At 59.6% G+C, this 24185-nt stretch carries 22 protein-coding genes; 12 read left to right on the top strand and 10 right to left on the bottom strand.

Features of this window, described 5'->3' with window-relative positions; translation table 11 throughout:
- Positions 1–71: 71 nt before the first annotated feature.
- A complete protein-coding gene (locus ACSOSP_RS25970) occupies positions 72–968 on the bottom strand; it encodes a LysR family transcriptional regulator (RefSeq protein WP_455311232.1) in 897 nt (298 codons plus the stop codon).
- A gap of 163 nt (positions 969–1131) precedes the next feature.
- On the opposite strand from ACSOSP_RS25970, the gene ACSOSP_RS25975 reads away from it, so the two are divergent.
- Together ACSOSP_RS25975 and ACSOSP_RS25980 are read left to right on the top strand one after the other, a co-directional pair.
- Positions 1132–2511 carry an NAD(P)H-dependent oxidoreductase gene (locus ACSOSP_RS25975; RefSeq protein WP_455311233.1) on the top strand — a complete coding sequence of 460 codons (1380 nt, stop codon included), beginning with the start codon at positions 1132–1134 and terminating at the stop codon, positions 2509–2511.
- Between the two features lie 87 nt (positions 2512–2598).
- Positions 2599–3903 carry an MFS transporter gene (locus ACSOSP_RS25980; protein ID WP_455311234.1) on the top strand — a complete coding sequence of 435 codons (1305 nt, stop codon included), beginning with the start codon at positions 2599–2601 and terminating at the stop codon, positions 3901–3903.
- A 59-nt stretch (positions 3904–3962) separates the two neighbouring features.
- Here the strand turns inward: ACSOSP_RS25980 and ACSOSP_RS25985 are convergent, their stop codons facing one another.
- The 7 genes from ACSOSP_RS25985 to ACSOSP_RS26015 all read right to left on the bottom strand — a co-directional run bounded on the left by ACSOSP_RS25985 (position 3963) and on the right by ACSOSP_RS26015 (position 11063).
- Positions 3963–5006: an alpha/beta fold hydrolase gene (locus ACSOSP_RS25985; protein WP_455311235.1), complete on the bottom strand. Its 1044-nt coding sequence runs from the start codon at positions 5004–5006 to the stop codon at positions 3963–3965.
- Positions 5007–5220: 214 nt separating this feature from the next.
- Positions 5221–6540: an ATP-binding protein gene (locus tag ACSOSP_RS25990; RefSeq protein ID WP_455311236.1), complete on the bottom strand. Its 1320-nt coding sequence runs from the start codon at positions 6538–6540 to the stop codon at positions 5221–5223.
- The gene (locus ACSOSP_RS25995; RefSeq protein ID WP_455311237.1) at positions 6537–7277 is read right to left on the bottom strand and encodes a response regulator; all 741 of its coding nucleotides are present in this window, start codon (positions 7275–7277) and stop codon (positions 6537–6539) included. Before ACSOSP_RS25995 ends, ACSOSP_RS25990 begins: the two co-directional genes overlap by 4 nt.
- Before the next feature lie 126 nt (positions 7278–7403).
- On the bottom strand, positions 7404–7775 hold the full coding sequence (locus ACSOSP_RS26000; RefSeq protein ID WP_455311238.1) for a GFA family protein: 372 nt from the start codon (positions 7773–7775) through the stop codon (positions 7404–7406).
- Positions 7776–8195: 420 nt separating this feature from the next.
- Positions 8196–8657 carry a lipocalin-like domain-containing protein gene (locus ACSOSP_RS26005; protein WP_455311239.1) on the bottom strand — a complete coding sequence of 154 codons (462 nt, stop codon included), beginning with the start codon at positions 8655–8657 and terminating at the stop codon, positions 8196–8198.
- Positions 8658–8690: 33 nt separating this feature from the next.
- Positions 8691–9590, bottom strand: a complete 900-nt coding sequence (locus tag ACSOSP_RS26010; protein WP_455311240.1) for a hypothetical protein — start codon at positions 9588–9590, stop codon at positions 8691–8693.
- An 18-nt stretch (positions 9591–9608) separates the two neighbouring features.
- A complete protein-coding gene (locus ACSOSP_RS26015) occupies positions 9609–11063 on the bottom strand; it encodes a hypothetical protein (protein ID WP_455311241.1) in 1455 nt (484 codons plus the stop codon).
- 900 nt (positions 11064–11963) lie between these two features.
- Between ACSOSP_RS26015 and ACSOSP_RS26020 the strand changes: the two genes are divergently transcribed.
- Positions 11964–13634, top strand: a complete 1671-nt coding sequence (locus tag ACSOSP_RS26020; RefSeq protein ID WP_455313680.1) for a peroxidase family protein — start codon at positions 11964–11966, stop codon at positions 13632–13634.
- A gap of 216 nt (positions 13635–13850) precedes the next feature.
- Here the strand turns inward: ACSOSP_RS26020 and ACSOSP_RS26025 are convergent, their stop codons facing one another.
- Positions 13851–14882: an NAD(P)H-quinone oxidoreductase gene (locus ACSOSP_RS26025; protein ID WP_455311242.1), complete on the bottom strand. Its 1032-nt coding sequence runs from the start codon at positions 14880–14882 to the stop codon at positions 13851–13853.
- 169 nt (positions 14883–15051) lie between these two features.
- On the opposite strand from ACSOSP_RS26025, the gene ACSOSP_RS26030 reads away from it, so the two are divergent.
- The 6 genes from ACSOSP_RS26030 to ACSOSP_RS26055 all read left to right on the top strand — a co-directional run bounded on the left by ACSOSP_RS26030 (position 15052) and on the right by ACSOSP_RS26055 (position 20881).
- Entirely contained in the window at positions 15052–15945 is an 894-nt protein-coding gene (locus ACSOSP_RS26030; protein ID WP_455311243.1) for a LysR family transcriptional regulator, read from the top strand.
- Positions 15946–16003: 58 nt separating this feature from the next.
- Positions 16004–16900 carry a LysR family transcriptional regulator gene (locus tag ACSOSP_RS26035; RefSeq protein ID WP_455311244.1) on the top strand — a complete coding sequence of 299 codons (897 nt, stop codon included), beginning with the start codon at positions 16004–16006 and terminating at the stop codon, positions 16898–16900.
- A gap of 139 nt (positions 16901–17039) precedes the next feature.
- Positions 17040–17714, top strand: a complete 675-nt coding sequence (locus tag ACSOSP_RS26040) for a histidine phosphatase family protein (RefSeq protein ID WP_455311245.1) — start codon at positions 17040–17042, stop codon at positions 17712–17714.
- A 22-nt stretch (positions 17715–17736) separates the two neighbouring features.
- Complete coding sequence (locus ACSOSP_RS26045) at positions 17737–18753, top strand: phosphotransferase (protein ID WP_455311246.1); 1017 nt, start codon at positions 17737–17739, stop codon at positions 18751–18753.
- Between the two features lie 51 nt (positions 18754–18804).
- On the top strand, positions 18805–19569 hold the full coding sequence (locus ACSOSP_RS26050; protein WP_455311247.1) for an SDR family oxidoreductase: 765 nt from the start codon (positions 18805–18807) through the stop codon (positions 19567–19569).
- 67 nt (positions 19570–19636) lie between these two features.
- A complete protein-coding gene (locus tag ACSOSP_RS26055) occupies positions 19637–20881 on the top strand; it encodes an acyl-CoA dehydrogenase family protein (RefSeq protein ID WP_455311248.1) in 1245 nt (414 codons plus the stop codon).
- Positions 20882–20955: 74 nt separating this feature from the next.
- Here ACSOSP_RS26055 and ACSOSP_RS26060 read toward each other — a convergent pair whose 3' ends face one another.
- The gene (locus tag ACSOSP_RS26060; RefSeq protein ID WP_455311249.1) at positions 20956–21876 is read right to left on the bottom strand and encodes a LysR family transcriptional regulator; all 921 of its coding nucleotides are present in this window, start codon (positions 21874–21876) and stop codon (positions 20956–20958) included.
- A gap of 100 nt (positions 21877–21976) precedes the next feature.
- On the opposite strand from ACSOSP_RS26060, the gene ACSOSP_RS26065 reads away from it, so the two are divergent.
- The 3 genes from ACSOSP_RS26065 to ACSOSP_RS26075 all read left to right on the top strand — a co-directional run bounded on the left by ACSOSP_RS26065 (position 21977) and on the right by ACSOSP_RS26075 (position 24127).
- Positions 21977–22573 (top strand): HD domain-containing protein, encoded by a 597-nt coding sequence (locus tag ACSOSP_RS26065; protein ID WP_455313681.1) that lies wholly within the window; start codon positions 21977–21979, stop codon positions 22571–22573.
- A gap of 461 nt (positions 22574–23034) precedes the next feature.
- Entirely contained in the window at positions 23035–23481 is a 447-nt protein-coding gene (locus ACSOSP_RS26070) for an Ohr family peroxiredoxin (protein ID WP_455311250.1), read from the top strand.
- A 199-nt stretch (positions 23482–23680) separates the two neighbouring features.
- Positions 23681–24127, top strand: coding sequence for an OsmC family protein (locus ACSOSP_RS26075; RefSeq protein WP_455311252.1), 447 nt, complete (start codon positions 23681–23683; stop codon positions 24125–24127).
- Positions 24128–24185: the final 58 nt, after the last annotated feature.

Genomic DNA, 24185 nt, shown 5'->3' on the forward strand with positions numbered 1-24185 from the left:
TCGCGCGGCTCGGCAACGAGCGACGTGCCCTATGCGGAAGTATTAGATTTGCAGGCGGCGTTCAGCCGGCGTTATCCCACCCAGAACAGCCCGGACGCACTGCATTCCGCGCGAATGAAATCCGCTATGAGCTTGACGCGCGCTACATCGTGCGAGTCCGCATGCGTGACCAGCCAGTAGGAGCGGCTGAGCGAAATTTCATCGGGGAGAATACGCACGAGTGAGGGATCGGTCCGCGCGATAAAACACGGCAACACGCCGATCCCCGCGCCACCGCCAACTGCCGCAGCCTGACTGATCACATTCGAAATCCGCACGGACGGCGTGAGCGACGTGGAGATCTGCGAGAGGTAGTCGAGCTCCGCACTCCACATCAAATCTTCGACGTAGCCGATCCACGGATGATTGAAGATATCCTGAAACGTGGTGATGGGCGCATGCGTATGAAGGTACTGAGGCGACGCGTAAACCCCAAGAGAATAGTCATTAAGCCTGTGTGCGTGGACTCGGCCCTGGCTTGGTCGCGTCATGCTGACTGCTATATCGGCTTCGCGCTTGGACAGGCTGAACATGCGCGGATTGGCGACCAGTTCTATCTCCAGGTCGGGATGCATGGCCGTGATCTTCGCAATCCTCGGCGCGAGAAAGTAGGTGCCGAAGCCCTCGGGCGTACCGATCCTGACCGTCCCCGTCAATCCAGCCGATGGATCGCCGAGGCGCGCATTGATGCGCAGCGCCAGACTCTCCATTGCCTCGGCATCGGTCATCAGCCGTTCTCCCTCGGGCGTCAACAAAAAGCCGACTGAACTCCGCTCGAACAGCTGCACGCCGATGCTTGCCTCAAGCGAGGCAACGCGCCGGCTCAGCGTGGAATGGTCTACGCCCATTTGCTGCGCCGCGACAGTGAGCCGCCCGGCGCGAGCCACAGCGAGAAAGGCTTGCAGCGAATCCCAGTCAAATCTTCGCATGGGAATTTTTGCACAGCGCGGTTGTTGAATTGCCCATTCTATTGCAAAAAATTGGCTGCTATCTTTGGCTTCATGTCCTTCCCCGATGAAGGCGCGCGGCTCGTTTCCGGTGTGACGAACCAGCGGCGAACCGCGATTCAACCGTATGAATAAAGGAGACAGCATGTCGCTTATCGCGAAGCTCGAAGCTCGTGCCCAGGCAGGGCGTCCCGTCAGGGTGGGGCTGATCGGCGCGGGTAAATTTGGTTCGATGTACCTGTCGCAGGCACCGCGTACGCCGGGCATTCATCTGGTCGGCATAGCCGATATTTCGCCGGCACGGGCACGCAGCGCCATGCAGCGCGTCGGCTGGGAAGAAGCGCGTTACTCGGCGAGTTCGTGGGCGGAAGCTTTGCGCAGCGGCTCGACTTTCATCACCGACGACGCCGATGCGATGATCGCAAGCGACCACGTCGATATCATCATCGATGCAACAGGCAGCCCCGCGGCGGGCATCCGTCACGCGCTCCTGTGCTGCAAGTACAAGAAACACATTGTGATGGTGAACGTTGAAGCCGATGTGCTTGCCGGCCCGCTGCTCGCACGGCGCGCGGCGGAAGCGGGCATCATCTATTCGATGGCCTCGGGCGACCAGCCGGCGCTGATTGCAGAACTGGTGGACTGGGCTCGCACGATCGGCTTCAACGTCATCTGCGCGGGCAAGGGCACCAAGTATTTGCCGAACTTTCACCAGTCGACCCCTGACACCGTCTGGAGCCATTACGGCTTCACGGAAGAGCAGGTGGCTTCCGGCGACTTCAACGCGCAGATGTTCAACTCCTTCCTCGACGGCACGAAGTCGGCGCTGGAAATGGCGGCGGTATCGAACGCATGCGATCTGCGCCCGCCGCCCGACGGCCTGGCGTTTCCTGCCTGCGGCGTTGACGACCTGCCTGATTTACTGCGTCCGGTCTCCGAGGGCGGCATCCTTCCGCATCGCGGCAGCGTGGAAGTGGTGTCATCGCTCGAACGCGATGGCCGTCCCGTGTTCCGCGATTTGCGCTGGGGCGTCTACGCCGTCTTCGAAGCGCCCTCCGACTACGTTCGCGACTGCTTCGCGCAATACGGCCTCAAGACCGACAAGAGCGGACGTTTCGCCGCCATGTACAAGCCGTACCACCTGATCGGTCTCGAACTCGGGGTATCGATTGCGAGCATCGCGGTGCGTGGTGAAGCCACGGGCGCGACCACGGGATTCCATGGAGACGTTGCGGCCACCGCGAAGCGTGACCTGCGAGCGGGCGAACGGCTGGACGGCGAGGGCGGCCACACTGTCTATGGCAAGCTGATGCCCGCGGTGGACTCGCTGATTCAGGGCGCGCTGCCCATTGGTCTTGCGCACAACCTGGTGCTGCAACGCCCGGTGGCGGCAGGGCAGCCGGTTCGCTGGAGCGACGTGGCCTTCGATTCCACCAGGGAATCCGTGCGCGTGCGCCTCGAGATGGAAGCGATGTTCCGCAAGGAACTCGGCGTGGAGGTGGCTGCCGAAAAACTCGCATCATAGCTGAATAATAAGTATCCCTGATCGAAGTTGGCCGGGCGTCCGCCCGGCCGCACTCTATAACGTCCGGCAAAGGACGACGGAGGAGACATGAGCCATATCAGCGAAACCCTGTTGGTGGCGCCGGTGGCGCGTACCGATGTGTACCGCAAGATCAGTTGGCGCATCATGCCGTTCATCGTGCTGTGCTATCTGTGCGGGTATCTCGACCGGGTGAACGTGGGCTTCGCCAAGTTGCAGATGCTCAGTGCCCTGAACATGAGCGATGCCGTCTATGGCCTCGGCGCGGGCATCTTCTTCATCGGCTATTTTATTTTCGAGGTACCCAGCAACCTGATCCTGCATCGGGTTGGCGCTCGTCTCTGGATTGCGCGCATCATGATTACGTGGGCCATTATTTCCGCGCTCACGCTGCTGGTGAAAACGCCGATGCAGTTCTACGCCGCCCGCTTTTTCCTGGGCGTGGCCGAGGCCGGTTTCTCGCCAGGCATCATGCTGTACCTGACCTATTGGTTTCCTGCGAGAAAACGGGGCTTCGCGCTCGGCGTGTATTACATCGCGATCCCGCTGTCGGGCGTGGTCGGAGGCCCCTTGTCGGGCTGGGTGCTCAGCAGCTTCAGCCATTCAACCGTCATGGCGGGATGGCAGTGGCTGTTCCTGATCGAAGCGCTTCCGGCCCTGCTTTGCGGCATTGCGGTGCTGGCCCTGATGGTCGATCGTCCCACGCAGGCGAAGTGGCTGACCGACGAGGAGAAAGCGTTGGTCACAGGCGAGATCGACCGGGAGGATGCAGAGAAGACAACGCATCACAACCTCGGCGCCATTCTTTCCGACCGGCACATCTGGAAGCTCTGCGCTGTCTACTTCTGCCAGATCATCGGCTTATACGGGATCAGCTTCTGGTTGCCGTCGATCATCAAGGACTCGGGCTTGACTGACGTATCGACAATCGGCTGGTTATCGGCTATTCCGTACCTGGTCGCCATTCCCGCGATCATACTGACCGGAATGAGCTCGGACCGCTTCCGCTCGCGCCGGATGCATTTTTCCGTGCTGGCTGTGATCGGTGCGATCGGATTCGCCGCAAGCGGCTATGTGGGTCACCATCCGACGCTCGCGGTGATCTGGTTGAGCGTGGCGGCTGCGGGCATATTGTCGGCGCTATCGTTGTTCTGGAGCATTCCGTCGTCGTTCCTTGCCGGCACGTCCGTGGCTGTCGGGATCGCCGGAATCAACTGCGTGGGTAACCTCGCCGGTTTTGTCTCGCCCTATGCGGTGGGATGGCTCAACGTGAGCACGCACGACAATCGCATGGGACTGTATTTCGTCGCCGTATGTCTCGTGCTCGGTGCTTTACTGGTGCGGACCATCTCTGGAAAACTCGCGGATCGTTGAGGTAAAGGGTTGCGCCGACGGTGCTTAATCGTCGGCGCAACCGCCGTTACTCCGCCTTATTAAAGACGAGCGACATCGATAACCGCATCGGCAAATGCTTTCGGCGCTTCCTGCGGCAAGTTGTGTCCGATGCCACCGTCGATGTTCCGGTGCTGATACTTGCCGGTGAACTTCTTCGCGTAGGCCGCCGGCGGGGGATGGGGCGCGCCGTTGGCGTCGCCTTCCATGGTGATGGTGGGAACGGAGATGGCCGGGGCCTTCGCCAGGCGCGCTTCGAGCTCGTCGTACTGTGGCTCGCCCTTGACCAGTCCGAGGCGCCAGCGGTAGTTGTGAATCACCACCGCGACATGGTCCGGATTGTTGAACGACTCGGCCGAGCGGTCGAACGTCGCATCGTCGAAATTCCATTTAGGCGACGCGAGTTGCCAGATCAGCTTGTTGAAGTCGTGACGGTTCGCTTCATACCCCGCCTGACCACGCTCGGTTGCGAAATAGAACTGGTACCACCACGCGAGCTCGGCCTTCGGTGGCAACGGTGCCTGGTTCGCTGCCTGGCTGCCGATCAGATAGCCGCTCACGGAGACCATCGCCTTGCAACGCTCAGGCCACAATGCGGCAATGATATTGACCGTGCGTGCGCCCCAATCGAAGCCGCCGAGGATGGCTTTGTCGATCTTCAATGCATCCATCAATGCAATGATGTCGACGGCTACTACAGCTTGCTGACCGTTGCGAGGTGTGTCCGCGGATAGAAACCGGGTGGAACCATAACCGCGCAGATACGGCACGATGACCCGATAGCCGGCGGCGGTCAGCAACGGGGTGACATCCGCAAAACTGTAGATATCGTAGGGCCAGCCGTGCAGCAGGATCACGACCGGTCCATTCTGTGGGCCCGCTTCCGCATACCCCATGCTGAGCGTTCCGATATTGACTTGCCGGATGCTGTCGAACGAAGCACCGTGCGTTGCAGCTTGCTTGCCGGCCGCAGGTGTATTCGACTGCGCCTTGGCAAGTCCGCTCAATCCCAACTCCATCAAACTGAACCCTGCGACTGTGGTCCCAAGCAAGCGACGACGTCGTGTATTGATCTGGTCCGGCATTGCTGATTCTCCTTGAAGATTCCCCATACAAGCGCAGTGCATGTGTCGTTTTGCTTGCAAAGCCAGACACTCTGGCCTGGAGCTATTGGAACCCGTGGACGTATCTGGCTTGTGTCGGTGACGGGAGCCAGTGAAACGTTGTGTATTCACTGACCGTGTAGATACATTGAGATACAAAGACGAGCTTGCCCCGTAATCAATGAGTTATCCGAATCTATTTTGCGACTTTCAATAAAAGCCTGGCTTCCAGGCCACCGCCGGGACGGTTATGCAACGACAGCGCCGCGTTCATCGCCAGCGCGAGTTGACGCGCGATGGCGAGACCCAGCCCTGTGCCGCCAGTGCCTCGGTTGCGCGATTCTTCCAGCCGGTAGAAGGGTTCAAACACCGCTTCCAGCGACTCGGCCGGAATACCCGGCCCGCGATCGAACACCGAGACCGAAACCTGTCCGTCTTGCGACGCAGCAACCTTGATCTCCGCCGCTCCGCCAAACTTTAGCGCGTTATCCACGAGATTGCCCACAATGCGGCGCAGCGCCTGAGGGCGCGTCACCAATGGAGCAGCAATATGTCCTTGCAGCGAGACGTCCTTGCCGGCATCGATATAGTCGAGCACAAGGCTGTCCAGCAACGCGTCAGGATCGATACGCAGCGGCGCCTCGCTGGCGCCGTGCATGGTGCGCGCGTACGTCACGCCTTCCTTGACCATTGTTTCCATTTCGTGCAAATCCTGCTGCAGTTTTGCCCCTTCGGCGTTGTCGTCCATCACGTCGAGGCGCAAACGCATGCGGGTAATCGGCGTTTGCAGGTCGTGCGAAATCGCCGCGAGGATCTGCAAGCGCTCGGTCATGTACAGTTTGACGCGGTCCTGCATGGCGTTGAACGCCCGCGCCGCACGCGCCACTTCGTCGGGTCCGTCTTCGGCCAGGCGCTCCGCCTTCAGGTCCGGGCCCAAGGTGTCGGCCGCTCGCGCCAACTGGCTCAATGGACGTGTTGCCAGTCGCACGGCCAGCCAGCAGCAGGCAGCCAGCACCACCAGTTGCAGGATAAGCAGCCACGACAGCCACGGGGACAGCGGCGCGCCCGGCATGGGGCGGTAGTCGATCGTGAGAGGCGTCCCGTCACTCAGTCGGAGATGAACCTGCAGGCGGTCCGGGTCACCCGGTACCGCGTTGGCCGTTAGCGCATAGCGCTTGCCGATGCCGTCCGCAATCGATTGAGCCACCCGCGCGGACAGCTCTGCATCCGGCGGCGTGCCGGTGACCCCAGGCCCCAGAGTGAAGCTATAGGTGCGCCGCGCCAGCCTCGGCAGCCATTGAGCGCGTTCGTTCGCGGGCAAATGATCGAGCAGCGCGACGGAACTGGTGACCTCGCGTTCGATGTATCCCATCATCACGTTGTTCATGGTCTGGTCCCGCTCGGTCATGGTGAGCCAGACCGAAAGCGTTTGCACCAGCGCAAGGCTGACAAAGAGAATCAGGGCAAGCCTTGCGAACAGCGTACGCGGCCAGCGCAGCACGGCATTCAGCTTCATGGGTTACCTTCGATCATGGTCACGGCTGCTGAAAACACATAGCCTTCACTGCGCAGCGTCTTGATGTAACGGGGCTCGCGCGCCACGTCCTGCAGGCGCTGCCGCAAGCGGCTGACCAGCAGGTCGATTGACCGGTCGAACGGATCGGACTGGCGGCCCTGGGTCAGGTTGAGCAATTGATCCCGCGTGAGTACGCGCTGCGGATGATCGAGAAATACTCGCAGCAAGCGGTACTCCGCGCCGCTGAGGGCGACCATGGTGCCTTCCGCGTCGAGCAGGTGGCGTGCGGTGGTGTCGAGCCGCCAGTCGCCGAAGCTGATCATCGGCGAGGTTTCCGTCACCTGCATGCCGGGCGGCAGCATGCGGGCGCGGCGCAATACGGAGCGGATGCGCGCCAGCAGTTCACGCACAGCAAACGGCTTGGACAGGTAATCGTCAGCGCCCATTTCCAGGCCGACGATGCGATCCGTCTCTTCGCTGCGGGCGGTCAGCATCAATACCGGCACCGCGCGAAACTTGCCCGCGCGCAATTCGCGGCATAGCACGAGGCCGTCTTCGCCCGGCATCATCAGGTCGAGCACGATCAGGTCGGGCGCGCCCTGCTCGAGGACGGTGCGCATCTGGCGGCCGTTGGCGGCGAGCGACACGCGCATGCCGTTCTTCTCGAGATAAGTGGCGATCAGTTCGCGGATGCCGCGATCGTCATCGACGATCAAGATGTGATCGGTAGTTTCCATCGATGGATCAATCCTTCCGACGATAAACGCGCACCCGGTTCGCGTTGACCAACAGACATTGCACGGGGTGCGCCAATTCCGTTGCAAGTCCGCCCGCCAGGAAGGCGAGAATCGCCATTAGCCGTCTCATGCATCCTCCACCACGGACAGGCTCGCGCCATTGGCCACGCTGGCCTCCAGCGTATACGGGTCAACGCCTTCCAGGCAACCGACGTTGGCGCGCCAGAGCTGCGGATTCGTGCGCGTCTGGTGGAACGGATAAATGCCGCAATGCTTGCAGAAATAGTGCTTCGCCGTGCGCGTATTGAACTGATACAGGCTGAGCGAATCCTCGCCACTCAGGATCTTCAGTTCGCCTGCCGCGAACGCCGGTGTCATCAACGCGCCCTTGCGCCGGCAGAGGCTGCAATTGCAACGGGTAGCAGGGGCGACGGCGGTACGGACTTCAAATTTGACGGTCCCGCAATGACAGGACCCGTGCAGCAGTTCGGTGCTCATGTGGCTCTCCACAGTGGGGATGGCTGCTTTATAGCCTAATACGTGCGGCGCTTTGTATCGCAATGTATCTGGGGTTCCCCTGACACAAAACATTGCACCCGAGCCGCTTCGGCGGCACAAGCCAGATACGAGCGGGCGTTTGAATACAGCCATGCTTACGAGTGAAAGGGTCTGCACGCACTTCGGCGAAGGTGACCATCAATGGACCGAAGCGAAGATCAAGTCCTTGCCGGTGGAAAACCCATGATTCGTGGCGTGCTGTATGCAATTTGCCGGGATTGGAGGAAGTCCGGTCGTCTTCTGCGGGCGACCTGAGCAAGACGAAAATCCGTCCACATGACGATTTCCGCGAGCAACTGGAGATTGTCGTGTGCCGAGCGCGTTGAGAGCGGGTTTAGCCGGCTCGACAGCGATACGCGTCTACTCGACCTTGGTCCAGACCAACACAGCCGAGGTTTCGTTGCCGGTCAGTGGATCCTTCGCGGGCAGTGTTCTGATGTACAGGGTGCTGCCGTCGATCCTGAACTGGCGCACCTGGGTCGTCCCTGTCCACGACTGATTCCACGATACATCGATATGGTGGCTCACCTTGTCGCCCTCGATACTATAGGTCCCCGCGTAAGCGATGAACCCGCCGTAGAGATCGATGCGCTCCGCGTCGGTTGGAATGAGATTGTGAGGCGTTTTGCGCCCCTCCCTGATCAGGATCGCGCACATCCGGCAGTCTGGCCCATAGCTGAGATAGCCGCTTGGGTGAGCGCCGAACATATCGGTCTTCTGGCCGGTCGCCATGTCTTCAGTCGTGAAGGACTGCAGCCGCCAGGTTCCGAGTTGCGGGCCGGTGCAGCTGCGCCGCTGTTGTCCGACAGGAGGGAGTTCCATCGAATGTCCCCTTTGATTTGAATCTGCGCGCCGTCAGGGGAGCGTGACCTGCTTCTCAAAGGCGATACCCAGCTTTGCGTAGCCCTGCATCGACGGATGGATTTCGTTTTCCCAGTCGCCCGATGGACCGGTTGAGTTCGCGGGCGCGGGATCGAGGACGCCGGTCAGGTGCACGGGCCGGATGTTCGGGTTCGCTATGCCCGCGGCGCTCAATACGCCATTCAGGCTATGAAGGTACTGGGACCACTGGTTGATGAGGTAGGTGGTCAAGGGCAGCCAGTCGGTGGAGGGTATCTGGTAAGTCGAATAGGCGCGGCTCAGCCATGGACCGATGCCCGGGCCTGCGGGCCCGTTACGGGGTTGCGGACAATCGTAGGTGTGTACGAAGATCGGTATGCCCTTCGACTGGCTGTTGGGGTCATCGCGCTTGGCGATCACCGCTTCAAAGCATGTCGTGATCATGTCGATGAATGCCGTCCACGCAGCCGGCCGGACATACTTGGACATCGATGTGCCAATAGGCACGTTCGCCGGGGTTTGCAGTAAACGCAGCGCGGCCTTGGCCGGGTCAGGGGTATCGGCGGCCGTCAGGATCGCGTCGAAGAGGTCGTTGCCGCCAGCCGACAGGAGGATCGCATCCCACTTGTAGGCGAGCAGCCCGCCGGCGAGGTAGGTGGCGAACTTGACCTCGCGTTCCCAGTTCACCATCTGGGCGAAGGTTTTGCCGGGATAGGCCAGCGAGACGGCCGCGGCGCTGCTCGGCAGCCGCAGGTTGAAGAGGATGTTGGATGTCGCCCACGGCGGCAACTGGCCGATGGAGAACCACGAGTCTCCCTGAGCCAGGAAGCGCCAGGTGGAGGATGTCAGGACATTGCCGCGATCGTTATTCAGATCACCGGGTTGCAACACCGCGAGCGGGTATTCGAAGGCCATTGCATTCTCCGTGGAGCCCTACAGTGATGAATCCAGGGGGGTAATGCTCGCGAGCATGAGGGTGTACTCCTCTGCGGCGATCTGACGGAACTTCATTCTGGTGACGGCCTCGCGCGGGCCGGCATCATCGTTTGGCAGCAGCAGGGCGGCGGCTTCTGCAATGATCTTTGCCGGGTCCCCGTCGTCAAATTTCGGCATGCCAGGCTTTTGATCACCGTTGAGCGCGTGCACGAGCAGGTAAATGGGAACGACGGTAGAGAGCCCGATCTCGGCAAGGTTGTCCGCCGTTTTGCCGAAATGCCTGCGTACGATGGCCTGCGACGCGAGCTGCAGCGTGAAGCGGAAGCTGAAGCCGGTGCGAATCGCGAGTCTCACGGGATCGGCTGTGGCGACTTGTTCGATCGAGGTCAGTCCCTGGGCCTGGAGTGATTCGGAAACCGCGACGGTCACGCCCTTCAGGTTAAGCAATTCGTCTGGTTCGCTTTTGGCTTCCTGCGCGCTTGGCGTCGTCACGGGGTCGCCGTAGCGGCGGATGACCTTGAGCAACTGATTGACCGGGAGCGTCCCCAGGGACAGCGCAAACGCGACGTGAAAACCCGCGGTGCCGGTGATTCGGTTTGCAACGAGCGCGAGCGGTACGGCTAGAAGAAGCCGGAGTGAGTACCAATAGACGTCCGAGACGTTGAGCGAACCTTTGAGGACACTAGCCACAGTGTCGCCCACGACGAACATGAAGGCCCCGCCGAACGAAGCGATGATGAGTTCCGCACTGAGACCGAATACGGACGTCAGCGCTTCAGGCTTCGCGCAGCAACTCGTGATATAGGTCCATCCGACAATGGCGGCGGCCGCATGGACAAAGGTGAGCAGGATGCACACGGCGGGAACGAAGGGAAGTAGTCCGTATTGATCGTGGTATATACGGGAAAATAGGCGGTCGCAAATCATAGGCGCGTCCAGCGACTGCTTGCGCCAGTCCGTCACCGTTGCGGCAGCGGGGGCGGGGGCGGGGGCGGCAGCAGCAGCGGCAGCGGCAGCGGCAGCAGCAGCGGGGGCGGCAGCGGCAGCGGTTTTCCTCGCTGCGAGGTCGTCAGTCAACGCCTCGATGAGGGCGTTTGACCAGAACCGTTGCAGATAAGCCGCGAGCGCTTCCTGCTTCAGGCTGTTCTGGAATTCCAGGTAGCGGGTGTACCAGCCCACCAGGAGGAAGATGATCAGAGGCGCCGCGGCCAGGGCCGTGCACATGAGACAGAGGATATAAATGGTGACCGGGTACCCGGCAGATCTAGCGCTGTCGGAGGAAGCCGGCCAGTGACCGCCGTTGGTGGCCCATGTCACGATGCCACCGCCCGCCACGTTGATCACAAGAAAGACAATGAGCAGCAGCCACGTCCGGGCTTTCTTAGTGAAGTGCGATAGATGCACAAGGGCGCCGGCATCGCGCACGGGCGTCGCGTTTGCAGAGTTGGCCATGAGCGTGCCCACCTGACAGGATGCGGTCGCGCGTCGCGCGCCGCATTATTCAAACCGTGTTCCTGAGCGTGTACGGCAACAGAAGTCGAGATCGCGCAGGGCGTTGTGATCCTGGTATGCCTGTATTGCTTTTGCGAAGACTGTCGTGCGCGTCAGGCGTTACGGCATGTGGTCGCGTCGTGATGCTGATCGTGCCGCTCGTGTTGCACTGGCTATGCAAAATACATACGGCGGGTTGTGCGCAATGCGCGCTTGGCGTCGACGAAGGGAATGGACGATGCAAACCATCGCAGCTCGCGCCAGCCGGTTGGTGCACTGGCGAAGCTACGCCGGTGGAGGCGCCGGGGACTGTGCGCAAGCCGACATAACCATGCGTATTTTTCCGCGCCGGGGTGTTAGTCAGAGTCGCGTGGCTATTGATTCGGATAACCATCTATTTGCAACGCTTAATTAAATATTGATTGTGAAGCGAGAAAATGGAACGAAAGAAAGCGCCGCAATCGCACACTGGAAAAGCCGATTTGGATTTCCACCAACAACATTTTGTAAATTCCTATCGAAATGCGGCGATCGGTAAGTTAAAACAAATAGGTTTCAACCAATCGAGTTTATTCCGCCTTCACATGCATTGATCCTGATAAAAATGTGCGGTGGTTAAATCCTACAAATAGTTGTATTCAGTCCGTATAGTCAAATCAAATCAATCCCGTCGATCGTAATATTATTTTTTATTGAATTTCGTTTCTCTCCGCTGCATCGTGCCTTACGCCTTTGCGCCGTCCATCCGCAAGGCGTCAACGACGATCGACATGTGTCCCGGCTAGCGATAGCACGGGCGGAAGAGTCAATGTTGATTGAGCAAATACAACGAGGAGAATTGAATTGCGAATCCATCGATATATGCGGGTGGGGTGTTCGGCATTTACAATCGCCGTCGCGGCACTTCCAGCAAGGCTTTTCGCTGACACGCACAGCGCTCTTTCCGCAGTTCCTGCAATTACACTGCTACAGTCATTTCGGCCAATCGGCGGCACGGGTAATAACCTCGACAATCCCAACTTCAATGCCACGCCCGGCAGTCCGGAATTGAATTTGGCTCCGTTGAATTTCGCGCCTGGCACGGCCAATGGCTTGATAAACGGCCCGAATCCCCGGACCATTTCCAACATTATTTCAGGTGGCACTGGCGCGCAGGGACAAGACGGCCAGACCACCGATCCCGCTGCCTCTGCGTGGCTTTATGTGTGGGGGCAATTCGTCGATCACGATCTGGGTCTCGAAGCCGCCCCGCTCACGACCGACGCGATCAACATCACCATTCCCGCGAAAGATCCCGACGTGAGCGCCGGCACCGTCATTTCAATGACCCGCGCGGTCCGCAGTCCGGCGACCAATACGATCGTCAACACGGTTGCAGGCTATCTCGACCTGTCGCAACTTTACGGCTCGACTCAGGAGATGGCCGATAGCTTGCGCAACGCGGACGGCACCTTGAAAGCGTCGCCCGGCGGACAGTCGCTTCCGATTGTCGCCGGGGTCTTTGAAAGCGGCGATCCGCGGGTGATGGAGAATCCCGAGCTCACGGCGACCACGACGCTGTTCATGCGCGAGCACAATAATTGGGTAGGTCAACTGAAGGCACAGCAACCGGCCTTGTCAGGCGACCAGTTGTACAACATGGCGCGAGCCATCACCACCGCCGAGTACCAGAACATTGTGTATTCCGAGTATCTACCTGTGCTGATCGGCCCGGTGCTGGGTCCATACAAAGGGTACGACTCTTCCCAAAACGCGCAGATCTCGCAGGAGTTTTCTGCAGCCGCGTTCCGCGTCGGTCATTCGCAGATCTCGGATACCCAGGAGGGCGTGGATAACGCCGGCGTTACCACCTTCAGTGAAGGGCTCAGCGAAGCGTTCTTCAATACGCCTCAAGTCGATATTGCGAACGGGACCGATCCCCTCCTGCGCTCGCTGAGTCTTGATTTTGCGCAGGCAACGGACGTGTACGTGGTCGCGACGTTGCGCAATCTGCTGGCCGCCAGCCTCGTGGGCGGCGGAGTCGACCTGATCGATCTGATAGCGATCGACATCCAGCGCGAACGCGATCTGGGGGTTGGCAGCCTGAACCAGGTTCGCATTGCGTTAGGCCTCGCGCCTTATCAGTCGTTCGGTGCATTGACCAGCGATCCCGCGCTGCAATCCCGGTTGCAAACCGTCTACGGCACCATCGATCAAGTCGACCTTTTCATTGGCGGGCTCGCGGAAGCGCATGCGCCCAACGCGGTTGTCGGGCCAACGTTTCAGAGAATCATCGGCAACCAGTTTTTCGCGTTGCGGGCCGGCGATCGTTTCTTCTGGCTCAACCAGGGGTTCGATCCTGCAACCACTCGTATGATCAGGAGCACGACGCTGGCCGACATCATCCTGCGTAACACGGACACAACCGCATTGCAGCAGCATGTCTTCATTCAAGGGCCGCCGGTGACACCGCCCTCGCACCACAAGAGTCAGACTCCGGTTCCTCGTGGGATGAGGCCCGATGCCGCGTCCGCTGTCAATCCGGCGCGTTGAGTCGAGACGGTCAGCTTGACGGGAATGTCCCCATGCCGGGGACATTCCCGGGCGTATCTTCCGCGACCATCACGCCATTGGAATCTTTAAAGGAGTCCGGATCAAATCCCCCTGACCTGTGATGACCATTTCAACGGACATTGTTAGACAGCGCCGAAGATCGACAAACCCGGTTTGAACGGTAACGCGGCGGCCGCGATCGAGCATTCGCCAGGCTCAGTCAATGAGATCGGCACCTGTCGTCAGGACGATCTTTCCAAAGTGCGTGCCGGAATCGATCAGCTCGTGAGCGCTGCGAGCGTCGGCAAGCGCAAACGTCTTGTAGATAACCGGCTTGATCTTGCCGCTCTCGATGTGCGGCCAGACCTGCCGCTCCAGTTCATTGACGATGGTCGCCTTGTCCGCGGAGGTACGCGATCGCAATGTCGAGCCCATATGCGTCAGGCGTTTCGTCAACATCGGCAAGACGTTGAGATCCTTCGCCGGCCCCTTGATCACGCCCACCTGGAGGATCCGTCCGTCCATGGCTGCGGCGTCATAGTTTCTGGCCACGTAGTCGCCGGCAATGATGTCGAGGATTACGTCGACGCCTTGTCCATCGGTGAACCGCTTTGTTTCGGCGACAAAGTCGTCCTCGCGGTAATTGATCGCGAGGTCCGCGCCTAGCGCCAGGCTGGCCTCGCGATGCGCCTGCGAGCCCACTGTCGTGATGATTTTCGCGGCGCCGAATGCCTTCGCCAGCATGGTCGCCGTGGTACCGATACCTGACGCGCCGCCATGGATCATCACCGATTCGCCGGCAACCAGCTTGCCGCGCTGGAACAGGTTCAGCCATACCGTCATGAACGTTTCGGGCATGGCTCCCGCTTCCACCAACGTCAGGCCTTTGGGGACATGCATCGTGTTGCAGGCGTGCGCGACTGCATATTCTGCGTAGCCACCGCCTGGAATCAATGCGCACACCAGTTCGCCGATCTGGAACTGGGACACGTCGGAACCCACGGCAACTACTTGACCCGCCACTTCCAGCCCTGGAATGTCAGAAGTGCCGGGGGGCGGATCATACAGTCCTTTGCGCTGGAAAACGTCTGGGCCGTTCACGGCAGCCGCGTGGATACGGATAAGAACCTGATCGGCGGCCGGCATCGGCACGGGGCGCGTAGCCGGCACCAGCACTTCAGGACCGCCGGGCTGTTTGATCTCAATGGCCGTCATCGACGACGGCACACGATAGGTTGAAGCAGACATGGATACCACTCCTTCAATAGATGAGGCTCGATTGATCCGGGCGGATCATTCAACGAGGAACTCTTGCGTTCAGTAAGTTCAGTAAGTTCAGTATAGGCATCGACATTGATGAATATGTGCAGCATTATTCGCGTGGTGAGATGCAAATTTGCATCAGGAGGCCGGCACGATGAACTGGGACGACGCGCGAGTGTTTCTCGCGGTGGAGCGTGAAAAAACGCTCCGTGGAGCGGCCAGGACGCTCAACCTCGATCAGGCGACGGTCGGCAGACGCATTGCGGCACTGGAGCACGCCCTGCGTGCAACGCTCTTCCTGCGCACCTCCGAGGGTTACGCGTTGACCGCCGCAGGCGAGGCCGCGTTGAGGTCAGCGGAGAAAATGGAACAGTCCGCGCACGAACTCGTCAGACGAACTCAGGGTACGGATACACGGCTTGCGGGGGACGTGAGAGTCACCAGCACCGACTCGATCGCGCTCGAATTCCTGCTTCCCGCCATCGAACGCCTGCATGCCGCGCATCCCGAAGTGCGCGTCCTGCTGGACACGTCGACGCGCATGCTCAACCTGGCAAAGCGTGAAGCGGATATCGCGGTCCGCTCAGTCAGGCCGGAGAATCCCGATCTTGTCGCGCGGCGCCTGGCTCGCTGGCCCATGGCGCTGTTTGCATCGAAGGCATATCTTGAGCGGCACGGCAAGCCCGATGCCGGCTCCGCATTCGAGGGCCATGATCTCGTCGTCTATCAGGGAAACTGGACCGGTAGTCGATCGCCCACGTCGCCGACTCTTGCCGGCGAACCGATACACGCGGGGCGCGTTGTATCGACCTTCAATTCCAGCCTCATGCTGCGTACCGCGGTCAAGGCTGGCATCGGTATCGGTGAGCTGCCGATACATCTGGCCGAACACGACGGCCTCGTGCAGATATGGCCGGAACCCGCACGTGGAGCGGTCTACGAAATCTGGCTCGTCACGCATCAGGATCTTCGGCATACCGCGCGCATCGCGGCAATGATTGACGGCATCGTGTCCGCGTTTGAAGATCATACGATCCGAACAAAATAATTACGCATGACTTATAAACTGCTGCTTTAGGCTGCAGGCAGCGTCAGGGAATCCGAAAATGCGTCTATCCAAGATCGATCTGAATTTATTTGTGGTTTTCGACGCGGTGTATAGAACGCGAAACCTGACACGTGCAGCGGAGACGCTCTTCATCACGCAGCCCGCTGTCAGCAATGCATTGGCGCGCATGCGCAAGGCCCTGGACGATCAACTTTTTGTGAGCACGCCGGCCGGCATGGTGCCGACGCCCATGTCCGAAAACATTATTGGGCGCGTACGTGATGCGCTGCAACTGCTCGACTCGAGTACTCACGCCGGAGAACAATTCGATCCGGCGTCGTCGGAACGGACCTTCAGGCTGAGCATGAACGACCAAACCGAGGCGTTGCTGCTTCCTGCGCTCGAGGAGGTGCTACAGCGGCTCGCACCTGGCATATGCATCGAAAGCTATTTCACGACGCGCAGGGACGTTCCAAAGGAATTAGCGAGCGGCGCGGTCAATCTTGCGATCGATGCACCGCTGATTGACGACCCGTACCTCGAACAGGAGCCGTTGGGCCGCGACCGGTATGCGTGCATGCTGCGTCAGGACCACCCGTTTTCGAAAAAGAAGCTGACGATCGATGACTACCTTGGCTTCGGTCACATCCACGTGTCCAGCCGGCGGCAGGGCCCCGGTCTGGTGGATGCGGAACTCAACAAGCTCGGCCTCAGGCGTTCGATCCAGACCCGGGTTCAGCACTATCTGGTCGCTCCGTTGATCGCGATGCGCACAGACCTCGTTCTTACCGCACCGCTCAAGCTTCTTAAGCGTTACGACGCGCGCATCCTGGCGCTACCGTTCGATCTCCCCAGCCTCGAGGCGCATAGCTACTGGCACCGCAGTGTCACGGGGGATCCGGCTCATCGTTGGCTGCGCGAGCAGGTTGGCCGTCTCATGCGAGAGGCGAACTAATAGCCGTGCGCCCCGCAACGGGGCCATGGAAGTATCCTTGTCAGGTGTCACGAAAACTTATCGCCTGCTATCACGACAATAAATTTCCTGAATAAGACGGGACTCGGTATCGTTCGAGCTATGTTGAGACGAGGATGACATGGCGGAACTCTACCTGGTGCGGCACGGGCAGGCGTCTTTCGGCGCCGAAAACTACGACGAGCTATCCCCTTGCGGCGGCCGGCAATCGCATTGGCTCGGCGAATACTTCGCGCAGATGAATCTGGAGTTTGATCGGGTTGTCATCGGCACGATGCGGCGGCACGAGCAAACCGCTGACGCTATTCTCGCCGGGATGCGAGGTCCGCAAGTGGAGGTCGTGCAGGACGCGGGCTTGAACGAATACGATTTCGGGGCTTTGTTTGCCGCTCTCGGCGAAGACGGATCCGGGCCCGGTTCTTCCGCCGAGAGTTCGAAGACCAGCTTTTACAAGCACCTCAAGAAGGCGCTGTCACTCTGGTCCGAAGATCGTTTGCCGGGGCCTGTTCCTGAAACGTGGCAACAGTTCCAGGCGCGTGTTGAGCGTGCGCGTCTCGCCGTTCAGCGAGCGGGCGGCAAGCGGGTTCTGGTCGTGAGTTCCGGAGGTCCGATAGCCATATTTACCCAACAGATTCTGCAGGCGCCGGCGGCGGCCGCCATTGCGCTGAACATGCAGATCCGGAACAGCAGCGTTTGCCAATATGTCTTTAACGACACCGCAATGTCGCTCGTCAGCTTCAACTCGCTGCCTCATCTCGACGCTGTCGAACGTCGCGAATTCACCACCTACGGTTAATTCGAATCGGATTCTCAACACCATGAACGCTAACTTTCAATTCGATGCTGAAGCGCTCACGCGTTATCTGACGGCGCACGTGCCCGGGTTTCAGGGGCCGTTGTCTATCGATAAATTTGCTGGTGGACAATCTAACCCCACGTTTCTCCTGAAAGCGCAAAGCGGCAGTTATGTATTGCGGCGTCAACCGCCCGGCGTGCTGCTCAAATCCGCGCATGCGGTGGATCGCGAATACCGCGTACTCACGGCACTCGGTCAAACACCGGTTCCGGTCGCGCGTGCGTATCACCTTTGCGAGGATCGTGACGTCATTGGCAGCATGTTTTACGTCATGAGCTTCGAGGAAGGCGAGATCTTCTGGAATCCAGCCTTGCCGGAACTTCCCGTTGGGGAACGCGGCGCCATCTACGACGCTTTGCTCGGGACCATGGCGGCGCTCCATGACGTGGATGTCGACGCTGTTGGTCTGGCCGATTACGGTCGCCCCGGCAACTATTTTGCGCGTCAGATCGACGTCTGGACCAAGCAGTATCGTGCGGCGCAAACCGACGTGCTGCCCGCCGTGGAGACCCTGATCGAGTGGCTGCCGGCGAACTGTCCCGTCGAAGACGGTAAGCCTTCGCTCGTGCACGGCGATTTCCGTATCGATAACCTCATTTTCATGCGCGGTTCGCCGCAGGTTCGCGCGGTGCTCGACTGGGAACTCTCCACGCTCGGTAATCCACTGGCCGACCTCGCGTACTTTTGCATGTGCTTGCGGCTTCCTCCACACGGTCATATCGCCGGTCTCGATGGGTTGAACAGAGCCGAACTGGGAGTGCCGGACGAGGCGGCGATCATCGAGCGGTACTGCCGCCTTCGAGGCATCGCGTCGATTGAGCACTGGAACTTCTATCTTGCGTTCAGCTTCTTCCGGCTCGCGGCCATTGCCCAAGGCGTCAAGAAGCGCGCTTTAGGCGGCAACGCGTCGAATAACAAGGCGCGGCAGGTCGGAGAGATGGCAGGGGTGCTTGCGAAGATGGGCGTCGACCTGATCTGAAGACAGGCGGAAAACTGGAACCTGAGACACACTGAAACACAGAGGCTAACTGTGACTACTAATTTATTTGATCTGAACGGGAAGGTTGCACTGGTTACCGGTGCGAGTCGAGGCATTGGCGAAGAGATTGCCAAATTGCTTGCGGAGCAAGGCGCCCACGTGATCGTGTCGAGCCGCAAGCTCGAAGATTGCGAGGTGGTGGCACGCGAAATCAGACATGCAGGCGGCAGTGCGGAAGCCGCGCCTTGCCATGTCGGGCGTCTCGAGGATATTCAGGCGATCTTCCAGCATATTCGCGCGCAACATGGCCGGCTGGATATTCTCGTCAACAATGCCGCGACGAATCCGTATTTCGGCCACATTCTCGATACCGATCTGGCGTCTTTCGAAAAGACGGTGGAAGTCAATTTGCGCGGTTACTTCTTCATGTCTGTAGAGGCCGGCAAGTTGATGCGGGAGAACGGCGGCGGTGCGATCGTGAACACGGCTTCCGTCAACGCGCTGCAACCGGGCGACAAGCAGGGCATCTACTCGATCACGAAGGCCGCCGTTGCGCACATGACGCGTGCGTTCGCGAAGGAGTGCGGGCCGCTGGGGATTCGAGTGAACGCATTGCTCCCGGGCTTGACCAAGACGCGCTTCGCCGGAGCGTTGTTTGCAGATCAGGCGACATACGAAAACATGGTGTCCGGGATTCCGCTGAGGCGTCACGCGGAGCCTCGCGAGATGGCGGGTACGGTCCTTTATCTGGTATCCGATGCCGCGAGCTATACCAATGGCGAGTGCATCGTCGTTGACGGTGGACTGACGATCTAGTGGCCCGGCCGAATCACGGTACGGGTGGACACACTGAAAATATTCTTGAGTGATTGAGGAAGAGAAAATGGACTTTTCATATGGCCAGAAAGTAGAAGCGCTGCGCACCCAAGTACGGGCCTTTATGGATACGCACATTGTTCCGCGTATCCGGCAGTGGCATGAGGAAGTGAACGCCGGGCAATATCCGGTTTCCTTTATGGAAGAGTTGAAGGAACGAGCGCGTGACGAAGGGCTCTGGAATCTCTTCCTGCCGCATCTGCGGGATGACGAACCCGGTACTCGCCTGACGAATCTTGAGTACGCGCCGCTGGCGGAAATCATGGGACGGGTGTCGTGGGCGTCGGAAGTATTCAACTGCAATGCGCCGGACACCGGCAATATGGAACTGCTCCATATGTTCGCGACGCCTGCTCAGCGCGAGCAGTGGCTCACGCCCCTCCTCGACGGCAAGATCCGCTCGGCGTTCGCCATGACGGAACCGGCCGTGGCCTCTTCGGACGCGACCAATATCACGACCTCGATTCGTCGTGACGGGGACGACTACGTGATTGATGGCCGCAAGTGGTTCATCACGAACGCAGCGCACCCGAATTGCGAACTCTTCATCGTGATGGGAAAGACAGACCTTGACGCGCCGAGCCATCGCCAGCAAAGCATGGTGCTGGTGCCGCGCAACACGCCGGGCGTCAAGGTGATCCGCAATGTCGCGGTGGTCAATCACGTGGCGCCAGAAGGACACTGCGAGATCGAATTCAAGGACGTACGCGTACCCCGTTCGAATCTGCTGGGCGAGGAGGGCGCCGGATTTGCGCTCGCGCAGGCGCGCCTCGGGCCGGGACGGATTCATCACTGCATGCGCTCGATCGGTGCGGCGGAACTGGCGCTCGAGTTGATGGTGGAGCGGTCCCAGGCGCGCACGGCATTTGGAAAGCAGCTGCATGAGCTCGGATCGGTGGCTGAATCGATTGCGAAGTCGCGGATCGAAATCGATCAGGCGAGGCTCTTCGTCCTGAAAGCCGCGTGGATGATTGACAACGTGGGCGCGAAGGAGGCACGCAAGGAGATCGCGATGATCAAGGCGCTCGTACCGAGTGTGCATGTCGCGGTGTGCGAACGGGCAATACAGGTATTCGGTGCGATGGGGCTGAGTCCCGACACGCCTTTGGCGGATAGCTGGACATGGGGGCGTGCATTGCGCTTCGCTGACGGCCCGGATGAGGTACACCTGCAGAGTATTGCTCGCATGGAAATCAAGGCGCAGCAGTACGAGCCGGGCAAGAAAAATCCCTACCTGATGGCATCGATGTAAGAGCAAGGCTGCCAGCAACGGGCGGCGTGTGTCGTGCCGGCATTCGGCGCTGATCAACGCACGGGCAAATGCCGCTAATCGTCGTCGATATCCAACTGCACGGACAACTCCCGGGCCGCGTTGCGCAAAATTTCCTGGGCGCGTTGCGCGATCGGGGACAGGTAGCCGGCCCTTCGTATCAGTCCGACCTGACGCAGCAGGCCGTCAAGCTGGATCGGACGCACGGCAATGTCGAACGGCAGGGGGCCAGGGTCGAAGCTGCGCGCGTTGATCAGGCTAACCAGTTGCGTGGTCGATACGATCAGGAACAGCGCGGCCAGGCTATTGGCCTCGGCCACAATGCGCATCCGTGGGTACCCGTGTTTTGCGAAGGCTTGCTCGATCTGCACGCGCGCAAATTCCTGTCGGCTGGAGGCGGCCCATGCGCAGTCCACCAGATCCTCCAGCGTGACCGATTCCCGCTCAGCCAGAGGGTGCCCCGTCCCAACCATCAGGCTGTAGTGATCGTCATAAAGCACCTCCTTGGCCATGGATGCATCCAATGTGTCGGGCAAGGGGCATACAGCCAGTTCCACTTCACGCCGGTCGATGGCGTCCAGTAGCACATCGCTAAACGCTGTAGTCACGCTGACGCGTGCGGCAGGCCGCTCCGCCAGCAGTGTTGGGAAGAGCGAGCGCAGCGCAAATCTCGTGGTGGCAGGCGTCGCGCCGATACGCAGCAGGCCCGCGTGTCCTCCACCAATATCACGCGCTTCCTGCAGCGCGCTGTCGAGTTGCAAGGACACGCCCGAAACCCGTGCGTGGAATACCTTGCCTGCCTCGGTCAATACCGAACCGCGTGCGGTGCGCTCGACCAGCGCGACCCCCACCTTGCGTTCCAGCCGCTGTATGGCCTTGGTCACGGCCGGCTGGGAAATGCCTAGCTGGCCGGCGGCGCGTGCCAACGTACCGGTACTCGCGACGCTGAGGAAGTACGCAAGGTCGTTGTCAATCATGCCATTCCTGCAAGTTATGGATTTTGACCTGCCAGTTATTGGATTTTATATCGCTGTCCGCCGAATATTGAAGCTCCAATTACAGAGAAGGAGCAGTGCCATGAAAGACAATCAACAGTGCGCCGCGTTTCGCCATATGCGCGAGGGGTCGGAGCAGGACTGGGCGATCATTGGCAGTGAGGTCGGGCCGTTCGCCAAAGGACTGCCGGGCCGATTGCTGGACCACCTGCAATTGCTGAATGGCGATTTTGGCGGCTTTCCTGTCGATCGTCTGACGCACAGCCTTCAAACTGCCACGCTCGCGCATAGCGACGGCCAGGACGAGGAATACGTGGTTTGCGCGCTGCTGCACGACATTGGCGATACCCTCGGAAGTTACAACCATGCCGATGTCGCAGCCGTGCTGCTGGAGCCGTTCGTGAGCGCGGAAAATCACTGGATGGTCAAGCACCATGGGATCTTCCAGGGGTATTACTTCTTTCACCACATGGGCATGGACCGCAATCTGCGCGATAGCTACCGCGGCGTGCCGGAGCTGTTCAAACGGACCGCGCATTTCTGCGAGAAATATGACGCGGCGGCCTTTGATCCGGATGCGCAAACTTTGCCGCTGGAGTTCTTCGAACCCATGGTGCGGCGAGTGTTTGCCGAGCCGAAGCGAACCCTTTACAAAGCCGCGTTCGAGAAAATAGGCTGAGTGTCATCCGGACGATCATCCGGGGAAACGGTCGCGAAAGCTCCACGCTCGACCGGGAAGGTTTGGGTTCGCTTCGGCTCACGCTCCGGACATCCCAGGGATGATCGTCAAACTGGACTGAAAGGCGTGCCGCGCCTGCCATTCGCAAGGAGATACGAGCGTGTCGTCGACTTCGATACCGGGATATCGAACTGTACTTTCGCGTTTCGTATGAACGGCAGCAACTGTACAGCTCCGGGGTTGTTCGTACACCGGTCAATCAGCGATGCTCTCATCCGGCGCATCGCGTGCGGCATCACGGTGATCAACGCAAGGCTTTTATTCATACCTATTAAAAAACGTATCCGATTAAATCGTTTGCGATTGACATCCGCTAACTCTTTGTTCATCATGCAACGCATGCGATTACATCGCATGCGAGTTAAAACAAGTTGACACCCTTACACACGAAGGAATCCATCATGACCAAGATCGAACAAGTCCTCTTCTCAGGCAACAGCCACGCAACGATCAATCACGATCCCAATGTCGAACGCGGTGAATATGGCGTCCTCGACCTCAAGCTGTCCACGTCCGGCGATGAAAGCCGCGAGTTCATCGCCACCGGGCTGCACCCGAGAGCCGAGCAGTTATTTTCGGGCGCGTGGTCGGCCTGTTACATCAGCGCGTTCGAAATTGCGGCCTCCATGAAGAAGGTCACGCTGCCGTCCGACTATTCAGTGGACATCCAGGTAAGCATTGGGTCGGCCGGTGCCGGGCATTGCTTAGGCGCCCAGTTCACCATCCGCGCGCCGGGTCTGGCAACGGAAGTGGTCGAGGCAATCGCGCATCTGGCCCACCAGATCTGCCCGTACTCGAAGGCGGTGCACGGCAACATCGAAGTTGGCCTGAACGTCGTTACGGTGTGATCGGATGAGGCATGCGAGTCTCATCAAAATCCTCTGAGGAATTGGGTCACGCAAGCTTGTCATTCGCATCTACTTAAAATCGCATGCGATTAAAACGGATGCGTTGTAAATCAGAATTTTTGCACATTATGTAATGCATGCGATCAGATCGCGTGCATTGTAAATTCACTTAAAACCCTTATTCACGAAGGAATCCATCATGGAAAAGATCGAGAAAGTTCTCGCCTCAGGCAACAGCCACGCCACGGTCAATCGCGACCCCAATCTCCAGAGCGGCGAGTTTGGCGTGTTCGACCTCAAGCTGACAGCGCCCGGCGTTGAAAGCCTTGAGTTCATCGCCACCGAGCCGCACCCGAGCGCCGAGCAGTTGTTTGCGGGCGCGTGGTCGGCCTGTTACACAACAGTGTTCGGGATTGCGGCCCAGCTGAAGAAGGTCACGCTGCCGCCCGACTATTCCGTGGACATCAAGGTCAACATTGGGCAGACCGGTAGCGCGTGGTTCCTCGGCGCCGAGTTCACCGTCCGCGTGCCGGGACTGGCCACGGAAGTCGTCGAAGCTATCGCGAAGCTGGCCCATCAGATCTGCCCGTACTCGAAGTCCGTGCGCGGCAACATCGAGATCGTCACGAATATCGTCACGGTTTGATCCACCAACGCACGTGCCTCTCGCCGAGGTACGTGGCTCTCGTTAAAAATCTATTCAG

The organism is Caballeronia sp. KNU42 (assembly GCF_053760385.1).